The sequence below is a fragment of the Corticimicrobacter sp. genome (genome assembly GCF_040137905.1).
In the GTDB taxonomy this organism is placed as follows: Bacteria; Pseudomonadota; Gammaproteobacteria; order Burkholderiales; family Burkholderiaceae_B; genus Corticimicrobacter.
Genome location: NZ_JBEFDG010000075.1, coordinates 1 through 20,707 on the forward strand (window position 1 = coordinate 1; position 20,707 = coordinate 20,707).

Sequence of the window (20,707 nt, forward strand, 5' to 3'; positions counted from 1 at the left end):
TGAAACCGCGCAGCGACTCATCGCCCGACTGCCCCCAGCTCCTGTCCGAACCAGACTGCCACCGCCTCCACGCCGCTCCCTCCTTTCTGATACTATTGATTAGACGATCTTTATGGAGAACGATGGTGTCTGACAATATTCACCCCCTCCCTCCCGAACAACCCAAGGGCGGTCTCTCTTTACTCAATCTGACGCACCTGGCATATGCCCTGTATGCGCTGGGTTTCCTGACAGGCGGCTTTCTTGCGATTGCCACCCTGGCATCCGTGGTGCTGCTCTATGTCAAGCGCTCGGATGTAGCAGGTACGATCTATGCTGTTCATTTTGACTGGCTGCTGCGCACCTTCTGGTGGGCCTTGCTGTGGCTGGCGATCAGCGCGATTGCAACGCTGCTCTTCATCGGTTGGCTGGGTATCCTGGCGACAGTGGTCTGGGTGCTGTACCGGCTGATCCGTGGCTGGCTGCTGCTGCTTGAGAACAAGGCACCGACCACTTACGAGTGATACCGCCTGCGTGAGCGCAACACAAGAGGTTCCTGATCTTCTTGTGCGCCCCCCAACAAAAAGCCCCTGCATCGTACATGCAGGGGCTTTTTGTTGGGTCCTGCCGGTTGCGGCAGGCCTGGGGATGAGGTGATCGGTGCGATCCTTCTGTCAGCTCAGGTGGCCGCTGACGATCTTGGTCAGTTCGAACATCGAGACCTGATCCTTGCCGAACAGCGGACGCAGCTTGGCATCGGCATTGATGTTGCGACGATTTGCAGGATCCTGGAGGTCGTGCTTCTTGATGTATTCCCAGATCTTCTTGGTCACTTCGGTACGGGGCAGGGGTTGGGTGCCGATGACGGCGGCCAGGGTGGCGCTGGGTGTCAGCGGTTTCATGAAAGCGGCACTGGGTTTGCGGGTTGCGGTCTTGGTGGCTGTAGCCATTGAGGGTTCTCCTGTGTGACTGAATGATGCAGGCATGGTAATGGCACTGTGTTGCCAGAGTGTGTGCGAACCTCGTTACTTTGCATAAATTTGTGATTCAGCCTCATGCCATAATGTGTGTTGCTTGCGGGGTGTGCCCTCTGCTGGTCATGTCGCAGGCTTCCCAACATTGATCATCGCTCAAGGACGTGCTGCCTTCCATGCCTCAAACTGCCCCCGACACTCTGACCCTGACACGCCCCGACGATTGGCACCTGCACCTGCGCGATGGCGAGGCTCTCAAGGCGGTTGCAGGAGATACGGCTCGCCATTTCGGGCGTGCAATCGTCATGCCGAATCTCAAGCCGCCTGTCACGACGACCGAGCAGGCACAGGCTTATCATGATCGCATCCTGGCGGCGCTGAATACGGCAGGCGGAGACAAGACGCGTTTCACGCCGCTGATGACGCTGTACCTGACCGACAATACGACTGCTGATGAGATTGTCCGCGCCAAGGCATCGGGTATCGTTCATGCGGTCAAGCTGTACCCGGCCGGTGCCACGACCAATTCGGATGCCGGCGTGACGGATCTGCTCGGGCGCTGCGCTGCGGCACTGACCGAAATGGAGCGGGTTGGCATGCCGTTGCTGGCGCATGGCGAGGTCACGGATCCGGCCATCGATGTGTTCGACCGAGAGGCCGTATTCATCGAGCGCGTGATGCAGCCGCTGCGCAGGGCTTTCCCGGCGCTCAAGGTCGTGTTTGAACATATCACGACGAAGGATGCAGCTGACTACGTCATGCAGGCCGAGGGCCCGATCGCGGCGACCTTGACGCCCCAGCATCTGCTGTACAACCGCAATGCCATTTTCCAGGGAGGGCTGCAGCCACACTGGTACTGCCTGCCCATTCTCAAGCGTGAAACACATCGCCAGGCACTACTGGCCGCTGCCACCAGCGGCAGCCAGCGTTTCTTCCTGGGCACGGACAGTGCCCCGCATGCGCGTGGCCTCAAGGAGCAGAGCTGCGGCTGTGCCGGCTGCTATACCGCACTGCATGCGATGGCGCTGTATGCGACGGCGTTCGATATGGTGGGCAAGCTGCACAACCTCGAAGCCTTTGCCAGTCACAATGGGCCGGATTTCTATGGTCTGCCCCGCAATGCCGATACGATCACGCTGGTGCGTGAGCCGTACGAAGTGCCGGAACACCTGCCGTATGGCAATACCGAGCTGGTGCCGCTGGCGGCAGGGCAGACACTCCCCTGGTCCGTGCGCTAATTCGGGCCTTGTCGCTTGGCTTCCAGCGCTTCCCAGCGGACAAACAGCTTTTCGAGCGCACTTTCGATTTCCTGCAGCTCCGCTTGCAAGCGATTGACGGCCTCGGGGTCGTCGCGATAGAGCGCGCCATCGGTCAGGCGTTCGCTGCAGGCATGCTGGCGCGCCTCGAGTGCGGCGATGGCATCGGGCATGCCATCGAGTTCTTTCTGTTCCCAACTGGGCAGGGCGCGGGCTGTGCTGCGTGCAGGCTTGTTGCGTTCCGTCGCGTCGGCAGGCGCAGGCTGGCTGGCAGGACGATTGCTGGCGGCATCGTCGTTGGCCTGGACTGATGGGTCGGGGCGCTGAGCCAGCCAGTCGTCGTAGCCACCGACATAGTCGCGCCATTTACCGCCGCCTTCGTGGGCGATGGTCTGGGTCACGACGTTGTTGAGGAATGTGCGGTCGTGGCTGACCAGCAGAACAGTGCCGTGATAGTCCTGAAGCAGGGACTCGAGCAGTTCCAGGGTCTCGATGTCGAGGTCGTTGGTGGGCTCGTCCAGTACCAGGACGTTGACTGGCCTGGCAAACAGGCGTGCCAGCAGCAGTCGGGCGCGTTCGCCTCCTGACAGGCTGGATACCGGCGACTGGGCGCGCGCCGGCGAGAACAGGAAGTCGCCCAGGTAGCTCATGACATGTTTGCGCTGGCCACCTATTTCCACCCATTCGCTGCCCGGGCTGATTACGTCGGCAAGGGTGTCGCTTTCATTGAGTTGGGCCCGCATCTGGTCGAAATAGGCCACGCTCAGGTTGGTGCCCAGGCGGACGTCACCCTGATCCGGTGTCATTTCACCCAGGATCAGCTTGAGCAATGTAGTCTTGCCGGCACCATTGTGGCCGATGATGCCGATGCGGTCACCGCGCCAGATGGTGGTGCTGTAGTGATCCACCACGGTACGATTGCCAAATGCCTTGCTGACATCGGTCAGTTCGGCCACCAGCTTGCCCGAGCGCTGGCCCTGGTCGATGGCCAGCGAGACGTTGCCGAGCTGTTCGCGGCGCTGGGCGCGGTCGACGCGCAATTGCTCCAGGCGGCGGACACGACCTTCGTTGCGGGTGCGGCGGGCTTCGACACCCTTGCGGATCCAGACTTCCTCTTGCGCCAGCAACTTGTCGAAGCGGGCCTGTTCCAGTGCCTCTGACGCCAGCCATTGCGCCTTGCGCTCCTGCCACAGCGAGAAATTGCCCGGAAAGCTCAGGAGCTGACCACGGTCCAGTTCGATGATGCGCGTGCTGATGACATCGAGAAAACGACGATCGTGCGTGATGACAACCAGACTGCCTGGCCAGGACAGCAGGGTCTGTTCGAGCCAGGCGATGCCTTCGAAGTCCAGGTGGTTGGTGGGCTCGTCGAGCAGCAGCAGATCGGGCGAGTCTGCCAGGGCCCGCGCCAGCGCCACGCGCTTGCGGGTTCCGCCGGACAGACCTTCCAGCGACACGTCCGGATTGAGCCGCAGGCGTTCAAGCAGCGTACGTACGCGTGAGGGGCGTTGCCAGTCTTCGTGTTCGATGTAGTCGGTGCCGCATACCGCGTCGAACAGTGTCTCGGCTTCGGGCAGTTCGGGCTCTTGTTCCACTGTGGCGACGCGCAGGTTGCCCAGCCGATTGATTTCGCCTGCATCAGGGTCGATGCGGCCATCCAGCAGCTTGAGCAGAGAGGACTTGCCGGCACCGTTGCGACCGATCAGGCCGATGCGCTCGCCTCGTTGGATGGCGAGATCAGCCTGGTCGAGCAGTGGGTGATGGCCGTAGGCCAGTTGGATTCGGGTCAGGGAGATCAGGGTGTCGGGAGCGGCCATGAAAATCGGAGAGAAAGTGCTGGCGGTTGGACGCCGCACAAAACAGATGGGATGCGGACACAACAAGTCCGCTGCAAGGGTGCCGGGGTAAATCACGATCACCGTAGCCCGGTATTGTCGCAGGAAAGCACGTACAATGGGCGCCGCAGGGCAGGCCGGGCAATCGCGGTAGACATAGTCTATCGAGGAAGGTCCGGACTCCAACGGGCAGGATAGCGGCTAACAGCCGTCCGGCGAACCTTCCTTCGGGAGGGCCGAGCCGAGGAACAGGGCCACAGAGACGAGTCTGCCGGAAGGGCGCGTGCGCACAGGTACGGCCACTCCGTACTTTGGCTGCTTTCGGGCAGCCGATCCGGCAGGGTGAAACGCGGTAACCTCTATCTGGAGCAACACCAAATAGGCATGCATCCTGGCAACAGGGCGGACGGCCCGTCCGGCATGCGGGTAGGTGGCTAGAGCGCGGTGGCAACGCCGAGCCAAGATGAATGATTGCCAGCCGGGCGACCGGCTTACAGAATCCGGCCTACAGGCCTGCCCTGCACCTTCCTTTTCTTCCTTCAAATGCTAGCAAATGCAAAGCTTGCATCTGGCTATGTGGTGACCAGATAAGGCATCACTTGCGGATTGCTTTGCAATTACCTGATTTATCAAAGAAAAAAGATGATCCGGATTTTCCGGGTCTGCGTAAGTCCTTGACCTCGTTGAAAAAAACAGTCCTGCGGTTCTTGACTGCCTATGCCGATTGCCATACAGTGGGAGAAAGTAGGATTTTGTGTGCTCAAGTGGGGTAAAAGTGGTTTTTCAGGGTAGCAGTGCGCTCACATTGGATGCCAAGGGACGGATGTCGATTCCGGCCCGGCATCGTGACGCCCTGATGGCCCAGGCCGAAGGCCGCCTGACCCTGACACGCCACCCGGATGGTTGCCTGCTCGTCTATCCGCGACCCGCGTGGGAGGTCAAGCGCGAGCAGATCGCCGCTTTCCCGATGTCGGCACGTCCGCTGCAGCGTCTGCTGCTGGGCAATGCCCAGGATGTGGAACTCGACAGTGCAGGCCGGATTCTGGTGGCTGCGGAACTGCGCCAGGCAGCAGGCCTTGAGAAAGATGTCATGTTGATGGGGTTGGGCAGTCATTTCGAGCTGTGGGATGCCGCCACGCTGGCGCACCGCGAAGCGGAAGATCTCAAGAACTGCATGGCGGATGCGCTGAGCCAGTTCTCTTTTTAAAAAGGCCCATGGATGATGGAACACCAACCTGTACTGTTGGAACAGACAGTTCATGCCTTGTTGGCAGCGCCTGCGCTGGCTGAGGGCGGGCGGGTATTCGTCGATGGCACTTTTGGCCGTGGCGGTCATTCTCGGGCATTGCTGGCGGGGCTGCCGCAAGATGCCCGGCTGTTCGTGTTTGACAAGGATCCTCTGGCCATTGCGCAGGCGCAGGCGCTTGCCGTCGAGGATGCCCGTGTCGTGGTCGTGCACGATGGCTTCGCGACCCTGGGCGAGGCATTGCAGGAGCGCGGTGTCGCACAGGTTGCCGGCATCATGCTCGACCTGGGGGTGTCATCGCCACAGATCGATGATGGAGAGCGTGGCTTCTCTTTCATGAAGGATGGTCCGCTCGATATGCGGATGGATACGACGCGGGGCCTGACGGCTGCGCAGTGGCTGGCTGAGGCTGGCGTGGATGAAATGCGGGAGGTCATACAGAACTATGGCGAAGAACGGTTTGCTTTTCAGATTGCAAAGGCGATTGATGCTCGCCGCGCAAGTCAACCGCTCGAGCGTACGCTCGACCTTGCCGGGCTCGTCGCAAGTGTCGTCCGTACTCGCGAAAAGGGCCAGCATCCGGCCACGCGCACCTTTCAAGCTCTACGGATTTACCTCAACCAAGAGCTTGAGGAACTCGCTGGTGCCCTCGAGGCAGCTCTGAGTGTCCTGCAGCCTGGTGGCAGGCTGGCGGTGATCAGCTTCCACTCTCTCGAAGATCGCATGGTCAAGCAGAGCATTGCGGCAGCTGCGCGCCCTGGCGCGGAACTGGCACGCTTGCCTTTGCGCGAGAGTGAAATGCCGCAGCCGGTGCTGCATTCGGTTGGGCGCATTCTGCCCGATGCCGATGAGGTGGCGCGCAACAGCCGGGCTCGTTCGGCGGTGCTGCGCGTGGCCGAACGGACCACGACGGCCCTGCCGCATGCCGGGGCACAACAGTTCGTGGCGGCCCGGCATGTCGCAGCCTCACGCGGTGGCCGGCGCGGTAGCGCCGGTACACGGACCAGGAGGTAGACATGGGTCGCCTGGTCCTGTGCGCAGTCGCTCTCCTGATGCTGTCGGCCCTGTCTCTGGTCAGCAGCCGGTATCAGGCACGCCAGTTGTTCGTGGCGATGGAGCGCGAGCAGGCCCAGTCCCGTGAGTATGAGGTCGAATGGCGCGCCCTGCAGGTCGAGCGTGCTGCGCTGACCAGCAATGCGCGGATTGATCGCGTGGCGGGCGAGTTGCAGATGGTGCCGGCTACGCCCGAACGCACCCTGTATCTGACGGAAAGCCAGATTGGTTATGTGGCTGATACGGTAGGGGATGCGCAATGAAGCGCGTGCCTTTCTTCGACAATCCTGTGCTGCAGGTGTCGTTGCCTGCCTGGCGTGCCAAGCTGGTGCTGATCCTGTTGCTGCTGGGGGCGCTGGCCTTGCTGGTGCGTGCGCTGTTCCTGCAGGGATTGTCTACCGAATTTCTACAGCAGCAGGGTGAACAGCGCTATGAGCGCACCCTGGTGCTGCCTGCTACGCGCGGCAAGATCCTTGATCGCAATGGTGTCGTACTGGCTTCCAGCGTCCCGGCGCGTGCCGTCTGGGCCATTCCCGAAGATGCACGGCAGGCCGAGCCGCAGCAGATCCAGGCACTGGCCGATCTGCTGGGCCTGCCGGCCACGGCAATCCGCAGTCGGCTCGATGAGCATGCCGACCGCAGTTTCCTGTATATAAGGCGCCAGGTGCCGATGGAGCTGGCTGATCGAATCCGCGATCTCAAGATTCCCGGCATTCACCTGCAGCCCGAAACGCGGCGGCAGTATCCCGAAGGCGAGACCATGGCCCACGTTGTGGGCTTTACCAGTATTGAGGACCAGGGCCAGGAAGCGATCGAACTGGCGTTCAATGATCAGCTTTCGGGCAGTCCGGGTAGCCGTCGCGTTATTCGTGACCGGCTGGGGCGTGTGATCGAGGATGTGCGGGCTGTCGATCCTCCCGTGGATGGTCGCGACCTGCGGCTGTCGCTCGATTCGCGTGTGCAGTTCCAGGCCTATCGTGCGCTGGCCGATGCCATGGAAGAACACAAGGCGGCGGCAGCTTCTGCCGTTGTGCTGGATGCCATGACAGGTGAAATCCTGGCGCTGGTGAACCTGCCGACCTTCGATCCCAATCGCCGCGAAACATTCCAGGGGTCGCAGTTGCGCAACCGGGTGCTCACCGATACCTTTGAGCCGGGTTCGACCATGAAGCCGTTCACGGCCGCCCTGGCGCTTGATCTGGGCCGCATCGGACTGAATACCCAGTTCGATACCGGCCATGGACAGTTTCGTTACCAGGGCAATGTCATCAGTGACGTCAGCCGCAACAATGGCGTGCTTGATGTGGCGGGGATTCTGCGCCGTTCCAGCAATATCGGCATGACGCTGATTTCCGAACGCCTCGAGTCCCGCGAGATGTGGGATCGGTTTACCGAACTCGGGCTGGGCCAGGCTCCCAATACCGGTTTCCCTGGTGCCGCGGCAGGACGGCTGCGCCCCTGGGAACGCTGGCGCCTGATCGAGAAGGCCACCATGTCCTATGGCTATGGCCTGTCGGCATCGCTGCTGCAACTGGCGCGTGCCTATAGTGTGTTTGCGCGTGATGGCGATATGGTGTCGCTGTCCATCGTCCAGCGCCAGAGTGCGCCGACCAGCGTGCAGGTTTTCAAGCCGGAAACCGCTCGTGCCGTGCGCTCCATGCTGGAGGCGGCGGCCGGGCCGGATGGCGCTGTCCGCGCCCAGGTTCAGGGTTACCGGGTCGCCGGCAAGAGTGGCACGGCGCGCAAGATCGTCGATGGCCAGTACAGCATGTCGCGCTATCGCAGTTCTTTCGTAGGCTTTGCGCCGGTATCCAATCCGCGCATCATCGTGGCGGTGTCCATCGATGAGCCCAACGCCGGGGCGTATTACGGTGGTCGCGTGGCGGCACCGGTGTTTTCATCGATCGTCAGCGGCAGTCTGCGCATCCTTGGTGTGCAGCCCGATGCGCCTTTCGAGTCCATCGTTGTGGCAGAGAAAAAGGAGGGCGCATGACGCAGGTGATCTCCATGGCCCAGCGTGTCGCGAACCTGGTTGGCTGGCTGCGCGAGCAGGCCGGCGTGGCAGCTTCCGCGCGCCTGCGCCTGGATTCCCGCCAGGTTCGTACCGGTGATGTCTTCGTGGCCTGCCCTGGCATCAAGTCGGATGGCCGGGCACATATCCGTGCCGCCTTCGAGCGCGGTGCGGCTGCGGTACTGTGCGAGGCCCGTGACGACCTGCCTGAAGACGGCCCGCTGTTGCAGGTCGAGGGACTGGGGCCCTTGCTGGGCGAGTTGGCACATGAGTGGTACGGGCGACCGTCCGAGGCGATGTCGGTGGTGGCGGTGACCGGTACCAATGGCAAGACCTCCTGCGCCTGGTGGATTGCCCAGGCCTGGGCGCGGCAGCGGCACCGTCCGGCTGGCGTGATCGGTACGCTGGGTGCCCTCCTCCCCGATGGCTCGGTGCAATCTTTCGGGCTGACGACGCCGGATGTCCTGATGACACATGACCTGCTGGCGCAGATGCGCGATCAGGGAGCGGAATGCGTGGCGATCGAGGCATCTTCCATTGGCCTGGTGCAGGGGCGGCTGGACGGCGTGCGTGTCGATGTGGCGGGCTGGACCAACCTGACGCATGATCATCTCGATTTCCATGGCGACATGATGGCCTACGAGGCCGCCAAGATGCTGCTGTTCGTGCGCAGCGAGCTGCGGGCTGCCATCGTCAATGAGGATGATGCGGCCGGCGCTCGACTGCTGGCGCGCCTGCGGGGGCTGCCGACAGGCACGTCCCTGCAGAAAGTGCTGGGTTATCGCTGTGCGCCGGTTGAAACGTCGGCCTCTGCGCCGGCGGAGGCCGGCCGTCTGTCTGCCGTGTCGCTCGAGGCCGGTGCGACAGGCCAGATTTTCAGTCTGTGCGAAGGGGGCTCCAGCGTGCAGGTGGTGACGCCGTTGATCGGCCAGCACAATGTCTCCAATCTGTTGCTGGTGGGCGGCGTATTGCGCGCCCAGGGCTGGACGCTGGCCGAGGTCGCCGGCGCACTGGGCCGCCTGGGGCCGGTGCCGGGTCGCCTGCAGACTGTGGATGTGCCATGGGTCGATGCCGCGTCGCCGGCCGTGATCGTTGATTATGCCCATACCCCCGATGCCCTGGCGCATGCCCTGCAGGCTTTGCGGCCGCTGGCCCAGGCCCGCCAGGGGCAACTGGTTTGCGTATTCGGCTGCGGTGGCGACCGGGATGCGCGCAAGCGCCCCGAGATGGGTCGTATTGCGGCCGAACAGGCTGACGTGGTGGTGCTGACCAGCGACAATCCGCGCAGCGAACAGCCGGCAGCCATCCTGGCAGAGATTGCTGCCGGCGTGACGGGCAGCCATGATATCCATGAGGATCGTGCCGTTGCGATCATGGTGGCAGTCTTGCGGGCGCGCCCGCAAGATGTCGTGCTGGTCGCTGGCAAGGGACATGAAACCACCCAGCAGACGGGGGCCGTGACCGAGGCGTTCGATGACGTCGAGTGGTCGCGCCTGGCGCTGTCGCTGCGTGCTGCGACGGGCGTATCGACCGATACGCGGACGTTGCCGGCGGGGGCCCTGTATGTCGCGCTGCATGGCGAGCGTTTCGATGGGCATGCCTTCATCGATCAGGCCGCAGCCGCTGGCGCGGTGGTCGCGGTGGTCGATGCGCCGGTGGCTGCGGTCGGCTTGCCGCAGATTGCACTGGGCAATACCCGGCGGGCATTGGGGCGCATGGCCCATGCCTGGCGTGCTGTCCATGACCTGTCCGTGGTGGCGGTGACCGGCAGCAATGGCAAGACCACCACCAAGGAAATGATTGCCTCGATTTTCCGTCATGCACTGGGCGAACGCGCCACGCTGGCGACGGCAGGCAACCAGAACAACGATATCGGGGTGCCGCTGACGCTGCTGCGCCTGCGTCCGGAGCACCGCGCTGCCGTGGTCGAACTGGGTATGAACCATCCCGATGAAATCCTGGGGCTGGCTCGCATGACGGCACCCACCGTGGCGCTGGTCAACAATGCGCAGCGCGAGCATCAGGAGTTCATGCATACGGTCGAGGCGGTTGCCCGTGAAAATGGTCAGGTGCTGACTCAATTGTCGGCTGACGGCGTGGCTGTCTTTCCTGCCCAGGATACCTACGATCCACTGTGGCAGTCTATGGCGGGCGAGCGTATGTGCTGCCGCTTCGGCATTGAGGCCGGCGAAGTGCGTGCCTCGGAAATCAGACTTGATGCGCTGGGTGTCGAGTGCACGGTACGCACGCCGGTCGGGGCAGGACAGTTGCGACTGCAAGTGGCAGGCGAGCATAACCTGCGCAATGCGCTGGCAGCGACAGCCTGCACGCTGGCAGCGGGTGTGTCGCTGCCGATGATCCTGGAGGCACTGGCGGCCTTCGTGCCTGTGGGCGGACGGATGCAGGCCCATACCCTGCCCGGGGATGTATTCCTGATCGACGATACCTATAATGCCGACCCTGATTCGGTCCGGGCCGCCATCGATGTGCTGGCAGGTTTGCCGGCCCCCAGGGTGCTGGCGCTGGGCGATATGGGTGAGGTCGGCACCGACGAGGTCGCCATGCATGAAGAAGTGGGCGCATATGCGCGTGCACGCGGGGTGAACCTGCTGTGTACGCTGGGACGTGCGACCCGCGACAGCGCACGCGCATTCGGCGCGGGCGCACAGATTTGCGAGAGCGTGGAAGAAGTGGTCAATCATATCCAGGCGGCCGGGGCCGCCAGTATCCTGGTCAAGGGATCGCGTTTCATGAAGATGGAGCGTGTCGTCCTGGCGTTGCGACAGGCCGCCGAAGGTGCTGCTGCCACTCAAGGAGCGCACCATGTTGCTTGAACTGGCACGCTGGCTGTCCGATGAGCATATCCGCGCTTTCGCGGTCTTTGACTACATCACGTTCCGTGCCGTGCTGGCCTGCGCCACGGCACTGCTGATCGGCCTGGTGGCCGGCCCGCGTGTCATTCGTCGGCTGACTGAACTCAAGATCGGCCAGGCCGTGCGCAGCTATGGTCCGCAGACGCACCTGGTCAAGACGGGTACGCCCACCATGGGCGGTGTGCTGATCCTGATTTCCATCGGCATCAGCACGCTGTTGTGGTCGGACTGGAGTAATCGTTTCGTCTGGGTCGTCCTGCTGGTCACGTTCGGCTTTGGCTGGATCGGCTGGGCGGATGACTATCGCAAGGTCGTGCATCGCGATCCCGAAGGCATGCCGGCACGGCAGAAATTCATGTGGCAGGCGCTGATTGGTCTGGTTGCGGCCATCTATCTGGCTTTTGCCGTATCGGTGCCGGCCAATACCGATTTATGGCCGCTGTTCCGTGACTGGGTGCTGAGCGGCTTTGCCATGCCGCTGCCCACGCGTGCCGACCTGATCGTGCCGTTCTTCAAGTCCGTCAGCTACCCGCTGGGTGTATTCGGCTTCGTGGCGCTGACCTGGGCCGTGATCGTGGGCACCAGCAATGCCGTGAACCTGACTGATGGCCTGGACGGCCTGGCGATCATGCCGACCGTGATGGTGGGGGCGGCGCTGGGTGTGTTTGCCTACGTGGTGGGTCGGGTCGACTATTCCAAATACCTGTTGTTCCCCTACATTCCCGGTGCCGGTGAACTGATGGTGCTGTGCGCAGCGCTGGGCGGTGCCGGACTGGCCTTCCTGTGGTTCAACGCCTATCCGGCCCAGGTGTTCATGGGGGACGTTGGCGCGCTGGCGCTGGGCGGCATGCTCGGTACCGTGGCGGTCATCGTGCGCCAGGAAATCGTGCTGTTCATCATGGGTGGCGTGTTCGTGGCCGAAACGCTGTCGGTCATGCTGCAGGTGGTCTGGTTCAAGTACACCAAGCGCAAATACGGAGAAGGGCGGCGCATTTTGCGCATGGCACCCCTGCATCACCATTTCGAGGTCGGCGGCTGGAAGGAAACCCAGGTCGTCGTCCGCTTCTGGATCATCAGCATGATGCTGGTGCTGATCGGCCTGTCCACGTTGAAACTGCGATGAACGATACGGTACACGCCTCTCTGCCGGGCCCGCTGACCCTGATCTTTGGATTGGGGGAGACCGGGCTGGCTGCTGCGCGCTGGTGCTTGCGCCAGGGCTGGCCGCTGCGTGTTGCCGATACGCGTGCGCAGCCTGCCGGGCTGGAGGCACTCCAGTCTGCAGGTGTCGAATCCGGACTGCTGCGCGATGTGCGCCTGGGAGACGGTGTATTCGACCATGATGTGCTGGACGGCGTTGGACAACTGGTACTCAGCCCTGGCCTGAGCCCGCTGGAACCGCGCCTGGCCGCATTGCTGGCCGAAGCGCGTGTGAGCGGCATCGAGGTGGTGGGCGAAATCGAACTCTTTGCCCGGGCGCTGGCCGATCTGCGCGAGCGTACGGGTTATGCGCCGGGCGTGGTGGCCGTGACCGGCACCAACGGCAAGACGACCGTGACCCGCCTGACCCGCAAGATGCTCGACGAAGCCGGCATCAGTGCCCGCGAGGCAGGCAATGTCAGCCCGGCTGCGCTGGATGCGCTGATGGCCGCGCTTGATGAGGACAGTCTGCCGAAGGCTTGGGTGCTGGAGCTGTCGAGTTTCCAGCTCGAAACGACGCAGACCCTGATACCGGATGCCGCCGTTATCATGAACCTGACACAGGACCATCTGGACTGGCATGGTTCGTTCGATGCCTACGTCGCGGCCAAGGCGCGCCTGTATGGCATGTCGCGAATCAAGATCGTCAATCGCGAAGACCCTGCCGTGCTGGCACTGGTCGAGGATGTGGCTGCCCAGGATGTCCGTACGTTCGGCTACGATCTGCCTGCCTGCCTTGGGGATACGGGGCTGGAATCCGAGCACGGTGTGCGCTGGCTGGCCGTGCGTGATGAAACCGATTTCGATCTGCCCGCGCCGACCACGGGACGGCGTCGCAAGGCCGGCGAGGAAGCTTCCGTGCTGCGTGCCGAGGGACGACTGTCGCGCCTGATGCCGCTGGATGCCCTCAAGCTGCGCGGGCATCACCATGCGCTCAATGTGCAGGCGGCATTGCTGCTGGCCCGGACGCAAGGTGCCGGCTGGGGCAGCCTGCTGCGCAGTGCCCGCGAATACACGGGAGAACCGCATCGTACCGAGTTCGTGCGCAACGTGGGCGGCGTGGATTTCGTCAATGACAGCAAGGGGACCAACGTCGGTGCGACGGTGGCCGCACTCGACAGCGAGGATCGCCAGGTTGTGCTGATCCTGGGCGGTGAAGGCAAGGGTCAGGATTTCGCGCCGCTGCTGCGTCCGGTCAAGGCACGCGTGCGGCACCTGGTATTCATCGGTCGCGATGGCGCACTGATCGAGCGGGCGCTGGCCGCCAGCAGTGTGCCGGCAGACCATGCCGTCTCGATGGCGGAAGCCGTGGCGGCTGCATTTGCCGCGGCGCAGTCCGGCGATGTCGTGCTGCTGTCGCCTGCTTGCGCCAGCTTCGACATGTTCAGTGGCTATCCGCAGCGTGGCCGTGTGTTTGCCGAGGCCGTGCAGGAGCTTGCGCTCGAACGGGGGGAAGTGGCATGAGCACGACCCCGCTGAACAACCGCATGGAAGGCCTGACCACGGTGCGTCCCGGACGCGCCCGCATGAGCAATTTCGACGTGCCGCTGGTGGCGATTGCCGGCGCGCTGCTCATGCTTGGCCTCCTGATGGTGTATTCGGCGTCGATCGCGCTGGCCGATGGGCCGCGCTATGCCAATTACGGTCCCTATCATTTCGTGGGACGGCATGCGCTGTTCCTGGGGATCGGTGCCGCAGGCGGGCTGGCTGTCTGGATGGTACCGATGCGCATCTGGCAGCGCCTGACCGTGCCGCTGTTCCTGTTCGCGCTTTTCCTGCTGGTGGTCGTGCTGGTGCCCGGCATCGGCCGAGAAGTCAATGGTGCCTATCGCTGGCTGCCGATGGGGCCGCTCAATTTCCAGCCGTCCGAATTGATGAAGTTCGCTGTGTTGCTCTATGCCGCCGACTATACGGTGCGCAAGCAAGAACACATGCATGCCTTCACGCGTGGTTTCCTGCCCATGGCTTGCGCGCTGGCTCTGGTCGGCCTGTTGCTGTTGCTTGAGCCCGACCTGGGGGCCTTCATCGTGATCGGTGCGATTGCTGTGGGCATCCTGTTCCTGGGGGGCATCAACGGCAAGCTGTTCGGCGTGCTGATCACCGGCCTGATGACCGTATTCATGCTGCTGATCTGGCTGTCACCGTGGCGGCGCGCACGGCTGTTCGCCTACCTCGATCCGTGGAACGAAACCAACATGTACGGCAGTGCATACCAGTTGTCGCATTCGCTGATCGCACTGGGCCGTGGCGAATGGTTTGGCGTGGGTCTGGGAGCCAGTGTCGAGAAATTGCATTACCTCCCCGAGGCACATACCGACTTCCTGCTGGCGGTGATCGGAGAGGAACTCGGGTTCGCCGGCGTGGCGACCATCATCGTGCTGTTTTTCCTGCTGGTGAAGCGTGGATTCGAGATCGGTCGCCAGGCGATCGCCATGGAGCGCACGTTCAGCGGCCTGGTGGCGCACGGCGTGGCCCTGTGGCTGGGCGTGCAGTCTTTCATCAATATGGGTGTCTGCCTGGGGCTGCTGCCGACCAAGGGCCTGACGTTGCCGCTGATGAGCTATGGCGGTTCCAGCATCGTGATGAACCTGTGCGCACTGGCACTGCTGCTGCGCGTGGACCGGGAAAATCGGATACTGATGCGGGGAGGCAGGGTATGACAGCGCCGACCCTGATGATCATGGCGGGCGGTACCGGCGGGCATATCATGCCAGGCCTGGCCGTGGCCGAAATGATGCGGGCCGATGGCTGGCGCGTGGTCTGGCTCGGCCATCCCGAGCGGATGGAGGGGCAACTGGTGCCCCGGCATGGAATCGAGCTGCTGCCGCTGCGTTTTGCCGGCTTGCGTGGCAAGGGTTTCGTGGCGCTGCTCAAACTGCCATTCCTGCTGGCGCGTGCCTGCTGTCAGGCGCTGGGGCACTTGCGTCGGGAACGGCCCGATGTGGTGCTGGGCATGGGCGGTTATGTGGCCGTGCCGGGTGGACTGATGGCCATTGCCAGCCGTACCCCGCTGGTCGTGCATGAACAGAATGCCGTGGCCGGTTCGGCCAACCGTTTGCTGGCACGCGGTGCGCGTGCCGTGGCAGCCGGTTTTCCCGCCGTACTCGGGCCGCATACACAGTTCGCCGGCAATCCGGTGCGCGATAGCGTGCTGGCGCTGCCTGCGCCCGCACAGCGCTATGTCGGCCGGCAGGGGCCGCTGCGGCTGCTGGTGGTGGGGGGGAGCCTGGGAGCGCATGCGCTCAACGTCGCGGTGCCTGAGGCGCTGGCCCTGATGCCGGCAGGCAGCCGGCCGCAGGTGGTGCATCAGGCTGGCGCGCAGCATATCGAGGCGCTGCGGCAACGCTATGCCCAATTGGGCGTCGAGGCCGATTGCCGGGCCTTCATCGAAGATATGGCAGCGGCTTATGCGGATGCCGATCTGGTGATCTGCCGAGCCGGAGCGATGACCGTGGCGGAAGTCGCGGCAGCTGGCGTGGCGGCGCTGTTCGTGCCGCTGCCGCATGCCATCGACGATCACCAGACTGTCAATGCCCGTTACCTCAGCGAGGCGCAGGCGGGCTGGCAGGTTGTCCAGAAAGAATTGACTCCGCAGTGGCTGGCCACATGGTTGGCTGCGCGGACCAGAACGGAGCTGCAGTCCGTGGCCGAGCGTGCGCGTGAGCGTGCGCGGCCCGATGCGACGGCAGCAATTGCGAACATTTGCAGACAGGCAGGAGGGATGCAGGCATGAAGCATCGCATCCATCACATTCATTTCGTCGGTATCGGCGGATCGGGCATGAGCGGCATTGCCGAGGTGCTGCTCAACCTTGGCTATCGCATCAGCGGTTCCGACCTGCAGGATTCGGCGGTGACACGGCACCTGGCCGAGCGTGGTGCGCAGGTCACGCTGGGGCATGCGGCTGCCAATATCGGGCAGGCTGACGCCATCGTGGTTTCGACCGCCGTGACCGCCGACAATCCCGAAGTGTTGGCGGCGCGTGCCGCACGCATACCGGTGGTGCCGCGTGCCATCATGCTGGCCGAACTGATGCGGCTCAAGCGCGGCATCGCCGTGGCCGGCACGCACGGCAAGACCACCACCACCAGCCTGGTCGCCAGCGTGCTGGCCCAGGGGGGGCTGGACCCGACCTTCGTGATCGGCGGGCGGCTCAATTCGGCCGGTGCCAATGCGCGCCTGGGCCAGGGTGACTACATCGTGGTCGAAGCCGACGAATCGGACGCCTCGTTCCTGAACCTGCTGCCGGTGATGGCCATCGTGACCAATATCGATGCCGATCACATGGACACCTATGGTCATGACGTGGCCCGGCTCAAGAGTGCCTTCATCGATTTCACGTTGCGCCTGCCGTTCTACGGCAGCGCCGTGCTGTGCAAGGACGATCCCAACGTCTGCGAGATCATGCCGTTCGTTTCTCGGCCGATCACCAGCTACGGCCTGCATCCGGAGGCGCAGGTGCGTGCCGTCGATGTCCGTACCGATGGTGCCCGCATGCGTTTCCGGGTCGAGCGGCGCGACCGCCAACTGGTGCTGCCGTCGCTGGATATCGAGTTGAACCTGCCGGGGCTGCACAACGTGCGCAACGCCCTGGCTGCGATTGCGGTGGCGACTGAACTGGGTGTGGAAGACACGGCCATTGCCGAAGCGCTGCGCACCTTCCGGGGCGTCGGACGGCGCTTTACCTTCGCGGGCGAGTTCGACGTGCCGGCCCAGCAGGGCGGTGGCCGCTTTACCGTGATCGACGACTATGGCCATCACCCGGTCGAGATGCAGGCCACGCTGGATGCCGCACGCGGTGCCTGGCCTGACCGGCGCATCGTACTGGCCTTCCAGCCGCACCGCTACACCCGTACCCGTGATTGCTTCGAGGATTTCGTGCGCGTGCTGGGCCAGGCCGATGCCGTCCTGCTGACCGAGGTCTATGCCGCTGGCGAGCCGCCCCTGGTGGCTGCGGATGGTCGTGCACTGGCGCGTGCGGTGCGGGTGGCCGGCAAGGTCGAGCCGGTCTTTGCCGAAACCATCGAGGATATGGCCCAGGCTGCCGTCGATTTCGTGCGCGACGGTGATGTCGTGATCGTGATGGGCGCAGGGTCGGTCAGCAAGGTGCCGGGACTCATAGGAGAACTGCGATGAACAGCCGATTCGGCAAGGTTGGGGTGCTCTACGGCGGACAGTCGGGCGAACGCCAGGTGTCGCTGATGTCCGGCCAGGGCGTGCATGAGGCATTGGTCAAGGCGGGTGTGGATGCACATCTGTTCGATACGGGACGGCAGTCGCTGGCCGAACTGGCGCAGGCCGGCTTCGACCGCGTGTTCATTGCGCTGCATGGCCGTCACGGCGAGGATGGCACCATGCAGGGGGCACTTGAATTGCTGGGCATTCCCTACACGGGCAGCGGCCCGCTGGCTTCGGCGCTGGCCATGGACAAGATCATGACCAAGCGCATCTGGATCGAGCAGGGCATCCCCACGCCGGCCTATGCCGAGGTGCGCGATGCTGGCGAACTGGATGATCTGGCGGCCCGCCTGGGCTTGCCCATGATCCTCAAGGCACCGCATGAGGGCTCCACGCTGGGGTTGGCCCGGGTCGAGCAGGCTGATGCGCTGGCGCAGGCCTGGCAGCAGGTCGTGCGCTATGAACCTGTGGCGCTGGCCGAACAGTTCATTCGCGGCCGCGAGCTGACGATTGCCGTGCTGGGCCGGGGCGAGCAGGCACGCGCCCTGCCGATCATCGAAATCATCGCGCCGCAGGGCAACTACGACTACGAACACAAGTATTTTTCCGACGATACCCGCTACGAGTGCCCGGCCAGCCTGCCGGCCGATCTGGCCGCCGAGATCCAGGCGCTGTGCGTACGTGCCTATCGCGTGCTGGGTTGCGAAGGCTGGGGGCGTGTCGATGTGATGCTGGACGAACAGCAACGTCCCTGGCTGCTCGAGATCAATACGTCGCCCGGCATGACTGGCCATTCGCTGGTGCCGATGGCGTCGCGTGCGGAAGATGTCGACTATACACAGCTGTGCCTGAACATCCTGGCCGAAGCCAGTTGCAAGGTGCCGCTCAATCCGGCGCAGCCAGCCTGACGGGATGACACGTGTGGAACGAAGCCCGAACCATCAACCTGATTGCCAACGCCCTGACGGCGCTGGCCATCCTGCTGCTGGCCATCACAACGGTCGGCTGGCTGGTGCAGCGGCCTGCCTTCCAGCTGAGTGCCATCGAGCTGGAGGCAGGGGGCGACGGCGAACTGCGCTATGTGTCGGAGGCCGCCGTGCGGGCAGCCACGGCAGGGCGATTGCAGGGCAACTTCTTCACCGTGGATCTGGATGCCACGCGGGAACTGTTCGAAACCGTGCCCTGGGTGCGGCGCGCTTCGGTGAGGCGCGTCTGGCCCAACATCCTGCGTGTGCAGATCGAAGAGCACCAGCCTTTCGCGCTCTGGAACGAGAACCAGATGATCAATACCTGGGGCGAGGCCTTTACCGCCAACCAGGGCGAGCTGGACGACGACCAGGCTTTGCCGCAGTTGGCCGGACCCGAGGGCACCGAGCGTCTGGTGGTGCAACGCTATGCCGAACTGGCGCGCTGGTTCGAGCCACTGGGGCTGCAGGTGCAAAGTATCGCGCTCAGCCCACGCTATGCCTGGCAGTCGTCGCTTTCCAACGGGCTGCTGCTCAACCTGGGGCGAGATCCGGGGGCGGAAGCACCCAATCCCCAGGGCGTGACGGGGGCCTTGCCCTTTGCCGCGCGGATTCGCCGCTTCGTGCAGGCATGGCCGGTGGTCCAGAAGCAGTTGGGCGCGGAAACCGGCATCCTGCAGGCGGACCTGCGCTACCCGAACGGATTTGCCCTGACGCTGGCCGATCCGCCTGCCACACAACAACCCAAAAACAAACGTTGACGCCATGACTCGTGACATCAAAGACCTGATCGTTGCCCTGGACATCGGCACCAGTAAAGTGGTGGCGGTGGTTGCAGAGGTATTGCCCGGCGGCCGCTTCGAAGTGCTTGGCCTGGGCCAGCACGAGTCGCACGGCATGCGCAAGGGTGTGGTCGTGAACATCGAGACCACGGTCAACTCCATCCAGCGCGCGCTCGAAGAGGCCGAGTTGATGGCCGACTGCAAGATCCGCGATGTCTATACCGGCATTGCCGGCAACCACATCCGCAGCTTCAACTCCAGCGGCATGGTGGCGGTCAAGGACAAGGAAGTCACGGCGACCGACGTGGCTCGGGTGATCGAGACAGCCAAGGCCGTCAATATCCCGACCGACCAGCAGGTGCTGCATGTTTTGACGCAGGAATTCATCGTTGATGGCCAGGAAGATATCCGCGAGCCGATCGGCATGAGCGGCCTGCGCCTGGAGGTAAGGGTGCATATCGTGACCGGCGCGGTCAGTGCCGCTCAGAATATTGTCAAGTGCGTGCGCCGTTGCGGCCTCGAAGTGCAGGATCTGATCCTGCAGCCGCTGGCTTCCAGCCTGGCCTGCCTGACGCCTGACGAGAAGGAACTGGGCGTGGTGCTGGTCGATATCGGTGGCGGTACCACCGACGTGGCGATCTTTACCGGCGGCGCGATTCGCCATACGGCCGTGATCCCGATCGCCGGCGACCAGATCACCAACGATATCGCAGCCATGCTGCGTACGCCCACACCCGATGCCGAAGACCTCAAGCTGCGCTTTGGCGTGGCCAAACAGATCCTGGTCAGTCCTGACGAGACGGTGGAAGTCTCCGGCCTGGGCGACCGTGAAACGCGCCGTGTCAAGCGCCAGGCACTGGGCGCGGTGATCGAGCCGCGCGTGGAAGAACTGTTCTCGCTCGTGCAGCAGGTGATCCGCGAATCCGGCTATGACGATCTGGTGGCTTCGGGCATCGTGCTGACCGGCGGCACGTCGCAGATGCCTGGGCTGGTCGAACTGGCCGAGGATGTGTTCCTCAAGCCGGTGCGTGTGGCCGTGCCCGAGTACGAGGGCAGCCTGGCCGACGTGATGCGCAATCCGCGCTTCTCGACGGTGATGGGCCTGCTGGCCGAGGCACGCATGCAGCGCCTGCGAGGCCGCCATGTGGCGCAGCAGAACGGCAGTTTCAAGAGAATTCTGACCCGCATGAAGGAATGGTTCATGAATTGATGCGGGTTGGTGTAGACTCGCGCCGCCAAATGGCCGATGGCGATGCGAAAGGAAAACGCCTGGGGCGTTTTTCACTGGGGATGGCATGAAGGGTTTCGTGACCCGGAGTGCCGAAGTTGGCTGTCAGGAGATTTGATTATTTCGA

The 20,707-nt window shown here is 63.5% G+C and carries 17 protein-coding genes, 1 other RNA gene and 2 pseudogenes; 16 read left to right on the forward strand and 4 right to left on the reverse strand.

Going from position 1 to position 20,707, the window contains the following annotated elements:
- The first annotated feature begins 122 nt into the window (after window positions 1-122).
- Complete coding sequence (locus tag ABN482_RS13010; protein ID WP_349504400.1) at window positions 123-503, forward strand: DUF4870 family protein; 381 nt, start codon at window positions 123-125, stop codon at window positions 501-503.
- A gap of 150 nt (window positions 504-653) precedes the next feature.
- Here ABN482_RS13010 and ABN482_RS13015 read toward each other — a convergent pair whose 3' ends face one another.
- The gene (locus tag ABN482_RS13015) at window positions 654-929 is read right to left on the reverse strand and encodes an SWIB/MDM2 domain-containing protein (protein ID WP_349504401.1); all 276 of its coding nucleotides are present in this window, start codon (window positions 927-929) and stop codon (window positions 654-656) included.
- Window positions 930-1,129: 200 nt separating this feature from the next.
- On the opposite strand from ABN482_RS13015, the gene pyrC reads away from it, so the two are divergent.
- Window positions 1,130-2,191 (forward strand): dihydroorotase, encoded by a 1,062-nt coding sequence (gene pyrC / locus ABN482_RS13020; RefSeq protein ID WP_349504402.1) that lies wholly within the window; start codon window positions 1,130-1,132, stop codon window positions 2,189-2,191.
- On the opposite strand, the gene ABN482_RS16485 is transcribed toward pyrC, so the two are convergent.
- The 3 genes and pseudogenes from ABN482_RS16485 to ABN482_RS16495 all read right to left on the reverse strand — a co-directional run.
- Window positions 2,188-2,610 (reverse strand): hypothetical protein, encoded by a 423-nt coding sequence (locus tag ABN482_RS16485; protein ID WP_502877298.1) that lies wholly within the window; start codon window positions 2,608-2,610, stop codon window positions 2,188-2,190. The two genes, pyrC and ABN482_RS16485, sit on opposite strands and share 4 nt — an antisense overlap.
- Window positions 2,611-2,772: 162 nt before the next feature.
- Window positions 2,773-3,087: pseudogene (locus tag ABN482_RS16490) on the reverse strand (ATP-binding cassette domain-containing protein); the annotation flags it as partial.
- A 198-nt stretch (window positions 3,088-3,285) separates the two neighbouring features.
- Window positions 3,286-4,026: pseudogene (locus ABN482_RS16495) on the reverse strand (ATP-binding cassette domain-containing protein); the annotation flags it as partial.
- A gap of 147 nt (window positions 4,027-4,173) precedes the next feature.
- On the opposite strand from ABN482_RS16495, the gene rnpB reads away from it, so the two are divergent.
- The 14 genes from rnpB to ftsA all read left to right on the forward strand — a co-directional run bounded on the left by rnpB (window position 4,174) and on the right by ftsA (window position 20,562).
- Window positions 4,174-4,568: RNase P RNA component class A (rnpB, locus tag ABN482_RS13030), an RNA gene on the forward strand.
- Between the two features lie 251 nt (window positions 4,569-4,819).
- Window positions 4,820-5,251, forward strand: a complete 432-nt coding sequence (gene mraZ, locus ABN482_RS13035) for a division/cell wall cluster transcriptional repressor MraZ (protein ID WP_502877295.1) — start codon at window positions 4,820-4,822, stop codon at window positions 5,249-5,251.
- Window positions 5,252-5,263: 12 nt separating this feature from the next.
- On the forward strand, window positions 5,264-6,304 hold the full coding sequence (gene rsmH, locus ABN482_RS13040) for a 16S rRNA (cytosine(1402)-N(4))-methyltransferase RsmH (protein ID WP_502877296.1): 1,041 nt from the start codon (window positions 5,264-5,266) through the stop codon (window positions 6,302-6,304).
- A 2-nt stretch (window positions 6,305-6,306) separates the two neighbouring features.
- Window positions 6,307-6,606, forward strand: coding sequence for a cell division protein FtsL (gene ftsL, locus ABN482_RS13045; protein ID WP_349504404.1), 300 nt, complete (start codon window positions 6,307-6,309; stop codon window positions 6,604-6,606).
- Window positions 6,603-8,336 carry a peptidoglycan D,D-transpeptidase FtsI family protein gene (locus ABN482_RS13050; RefSeq protein ID WP_349504405.1) on the forward strand — a complete coding sequence of 578 codons (1,734 nt, stop codon included), beginning with the start codon at window positions 6,603-6,605 and terminating at the stop codon, window positions 8,334-8,336. The genes ftsL and ABN482_RS13050 overlap by 4 nt, the downstream gene beginning before the upstream one ends.
- Entirely contained in the window at window positions 8,333-11,188 is a 2,856-nt protein-coding gene (gene murF, locus ABN482_RS13055) for a bifunctional UDP-N-acetylmuramoyl-L-alanyl-D-glutamate--2,6-diaminopimelate ligase MurE/UDP-N-acetylmuramoyl-tripeptide--D-alanyl-D-alanine ligase MurF (RefSeq protein WP_349504406.1), read from the forward strand. The genes ABN482_RS13050 and murF overlap by 4 nt, the downstream gene beginning before the upstream one ends.
- Window positions 11,178-12,350, forward strand: a complete 1,173-nt coding sequence (gene mraY / locus ABN482_RS13060; RefSeq protein ID WP_109061981.1) for a phospho-N-acetylmuramoyl-pentapeptide-transferase — start codon at window positions 11,178-11,180, stop codon at window positions 12,348-12,350. Before murF ends, mraY begins: the two co-directional genes overlap by 11 nt.
- Window positions 12,347-13,891: a UDP-N-acetylmuramoyl-L-alanine--D-glutamate ligase gene (gene murD / locus ABN482_RS13065; protein ID WP_349504407.1), complete on the forward strand. Its 1,545-nt coding sequence runs from the start codon at window positions 12,347-12,349 to the stop codon at window positions 13,889-13,891. The genes mraY and murD overlap by 4 nt, the downstream gene beginning before the upstream one ends.
- Complete coding sequence (ftsW, locus tag ABN482_RS13070) at window positions 13,888-15,087, forward strand: putative lipid II flippase FtsW (protein WP_502877297.1); 1,200 nt, start codon at window positions 13,888-13,890, stop codon at window positions 15,085-15,087. Before murD ends, ftsW begins: the two co-directional genes overlap by 4 nt.
- On the forward strand, window positions 15,084-16,160 hold the full coding sequence (murG, locus tag ABN482_RS13075) for an undecaprenyldiphospho-muramoylpentapeptide beta-N-acetylglucosaminyltransferase (protein WP_349504408.1): 1,077 nt from the start codon (window positions 15,084-15,086) through the stop codon (window positions 16,158-16,160). Before ftsW ends, murG begins: the two co-directional genes overlap by 4 nt.
- Window positions 16,157-17,563 carry a UDP-N-acetylmuramate--L-alanine ligase gene (murC, locus tag ABN482_RS13080; RefSeq protein ID WP_143857373.1) on the forward strand — a complete coding sequence of 469 codons (1,407 nt, stop codon included), beginning with the start codon at window positions 16,157-16,159 and terminating at the stop codon, window positions 17,561-17,563. Before murG ends, murC begins: the two co-directional genes overlap by 4 nt.
- Entirely contained in the window at window positions 17,560-18,513 is a 954-nt protein-coding gene (locus ABN482_RS13085) for a D-alanine--D-alanine ligase (protein WP_349504409.1), read from the forward strand. The genes murC and ABN482_RS13085 overlap by 4 nt, the downstream gene beginning before the upstream one ends.
- 11 nt (window positions 18,514-18,524) lie before the next feature.
- On the forward strand, window positions 18,525-19,331 hold the full coding sequence (locus ABN482_RS13090) for a cell division protein FtsQ/DivIB (protein WP_349504410.1): 807 nt from the start codon (window positions 18,525-18,527) through the stop codon (window positions 19,329-19,331).
- A 4-nt stretch (window positions 19,332-19,335) separates the two neighbouring features.
- Window positions 19,336-20,562 (forward strand): cell division protein FtsA, encoded by a 1,227-nt coding sequence (ftsA, locus tag ABN482_RS13095; protein WP_143857376.1) that lies wholly within the window; start codon window positions 19,336-19,338, stop codon window positions 20,560-20,562.
- The last annotated feature ends 145 nt before the right edge of the window (window positions 20,563-20,707 follow it).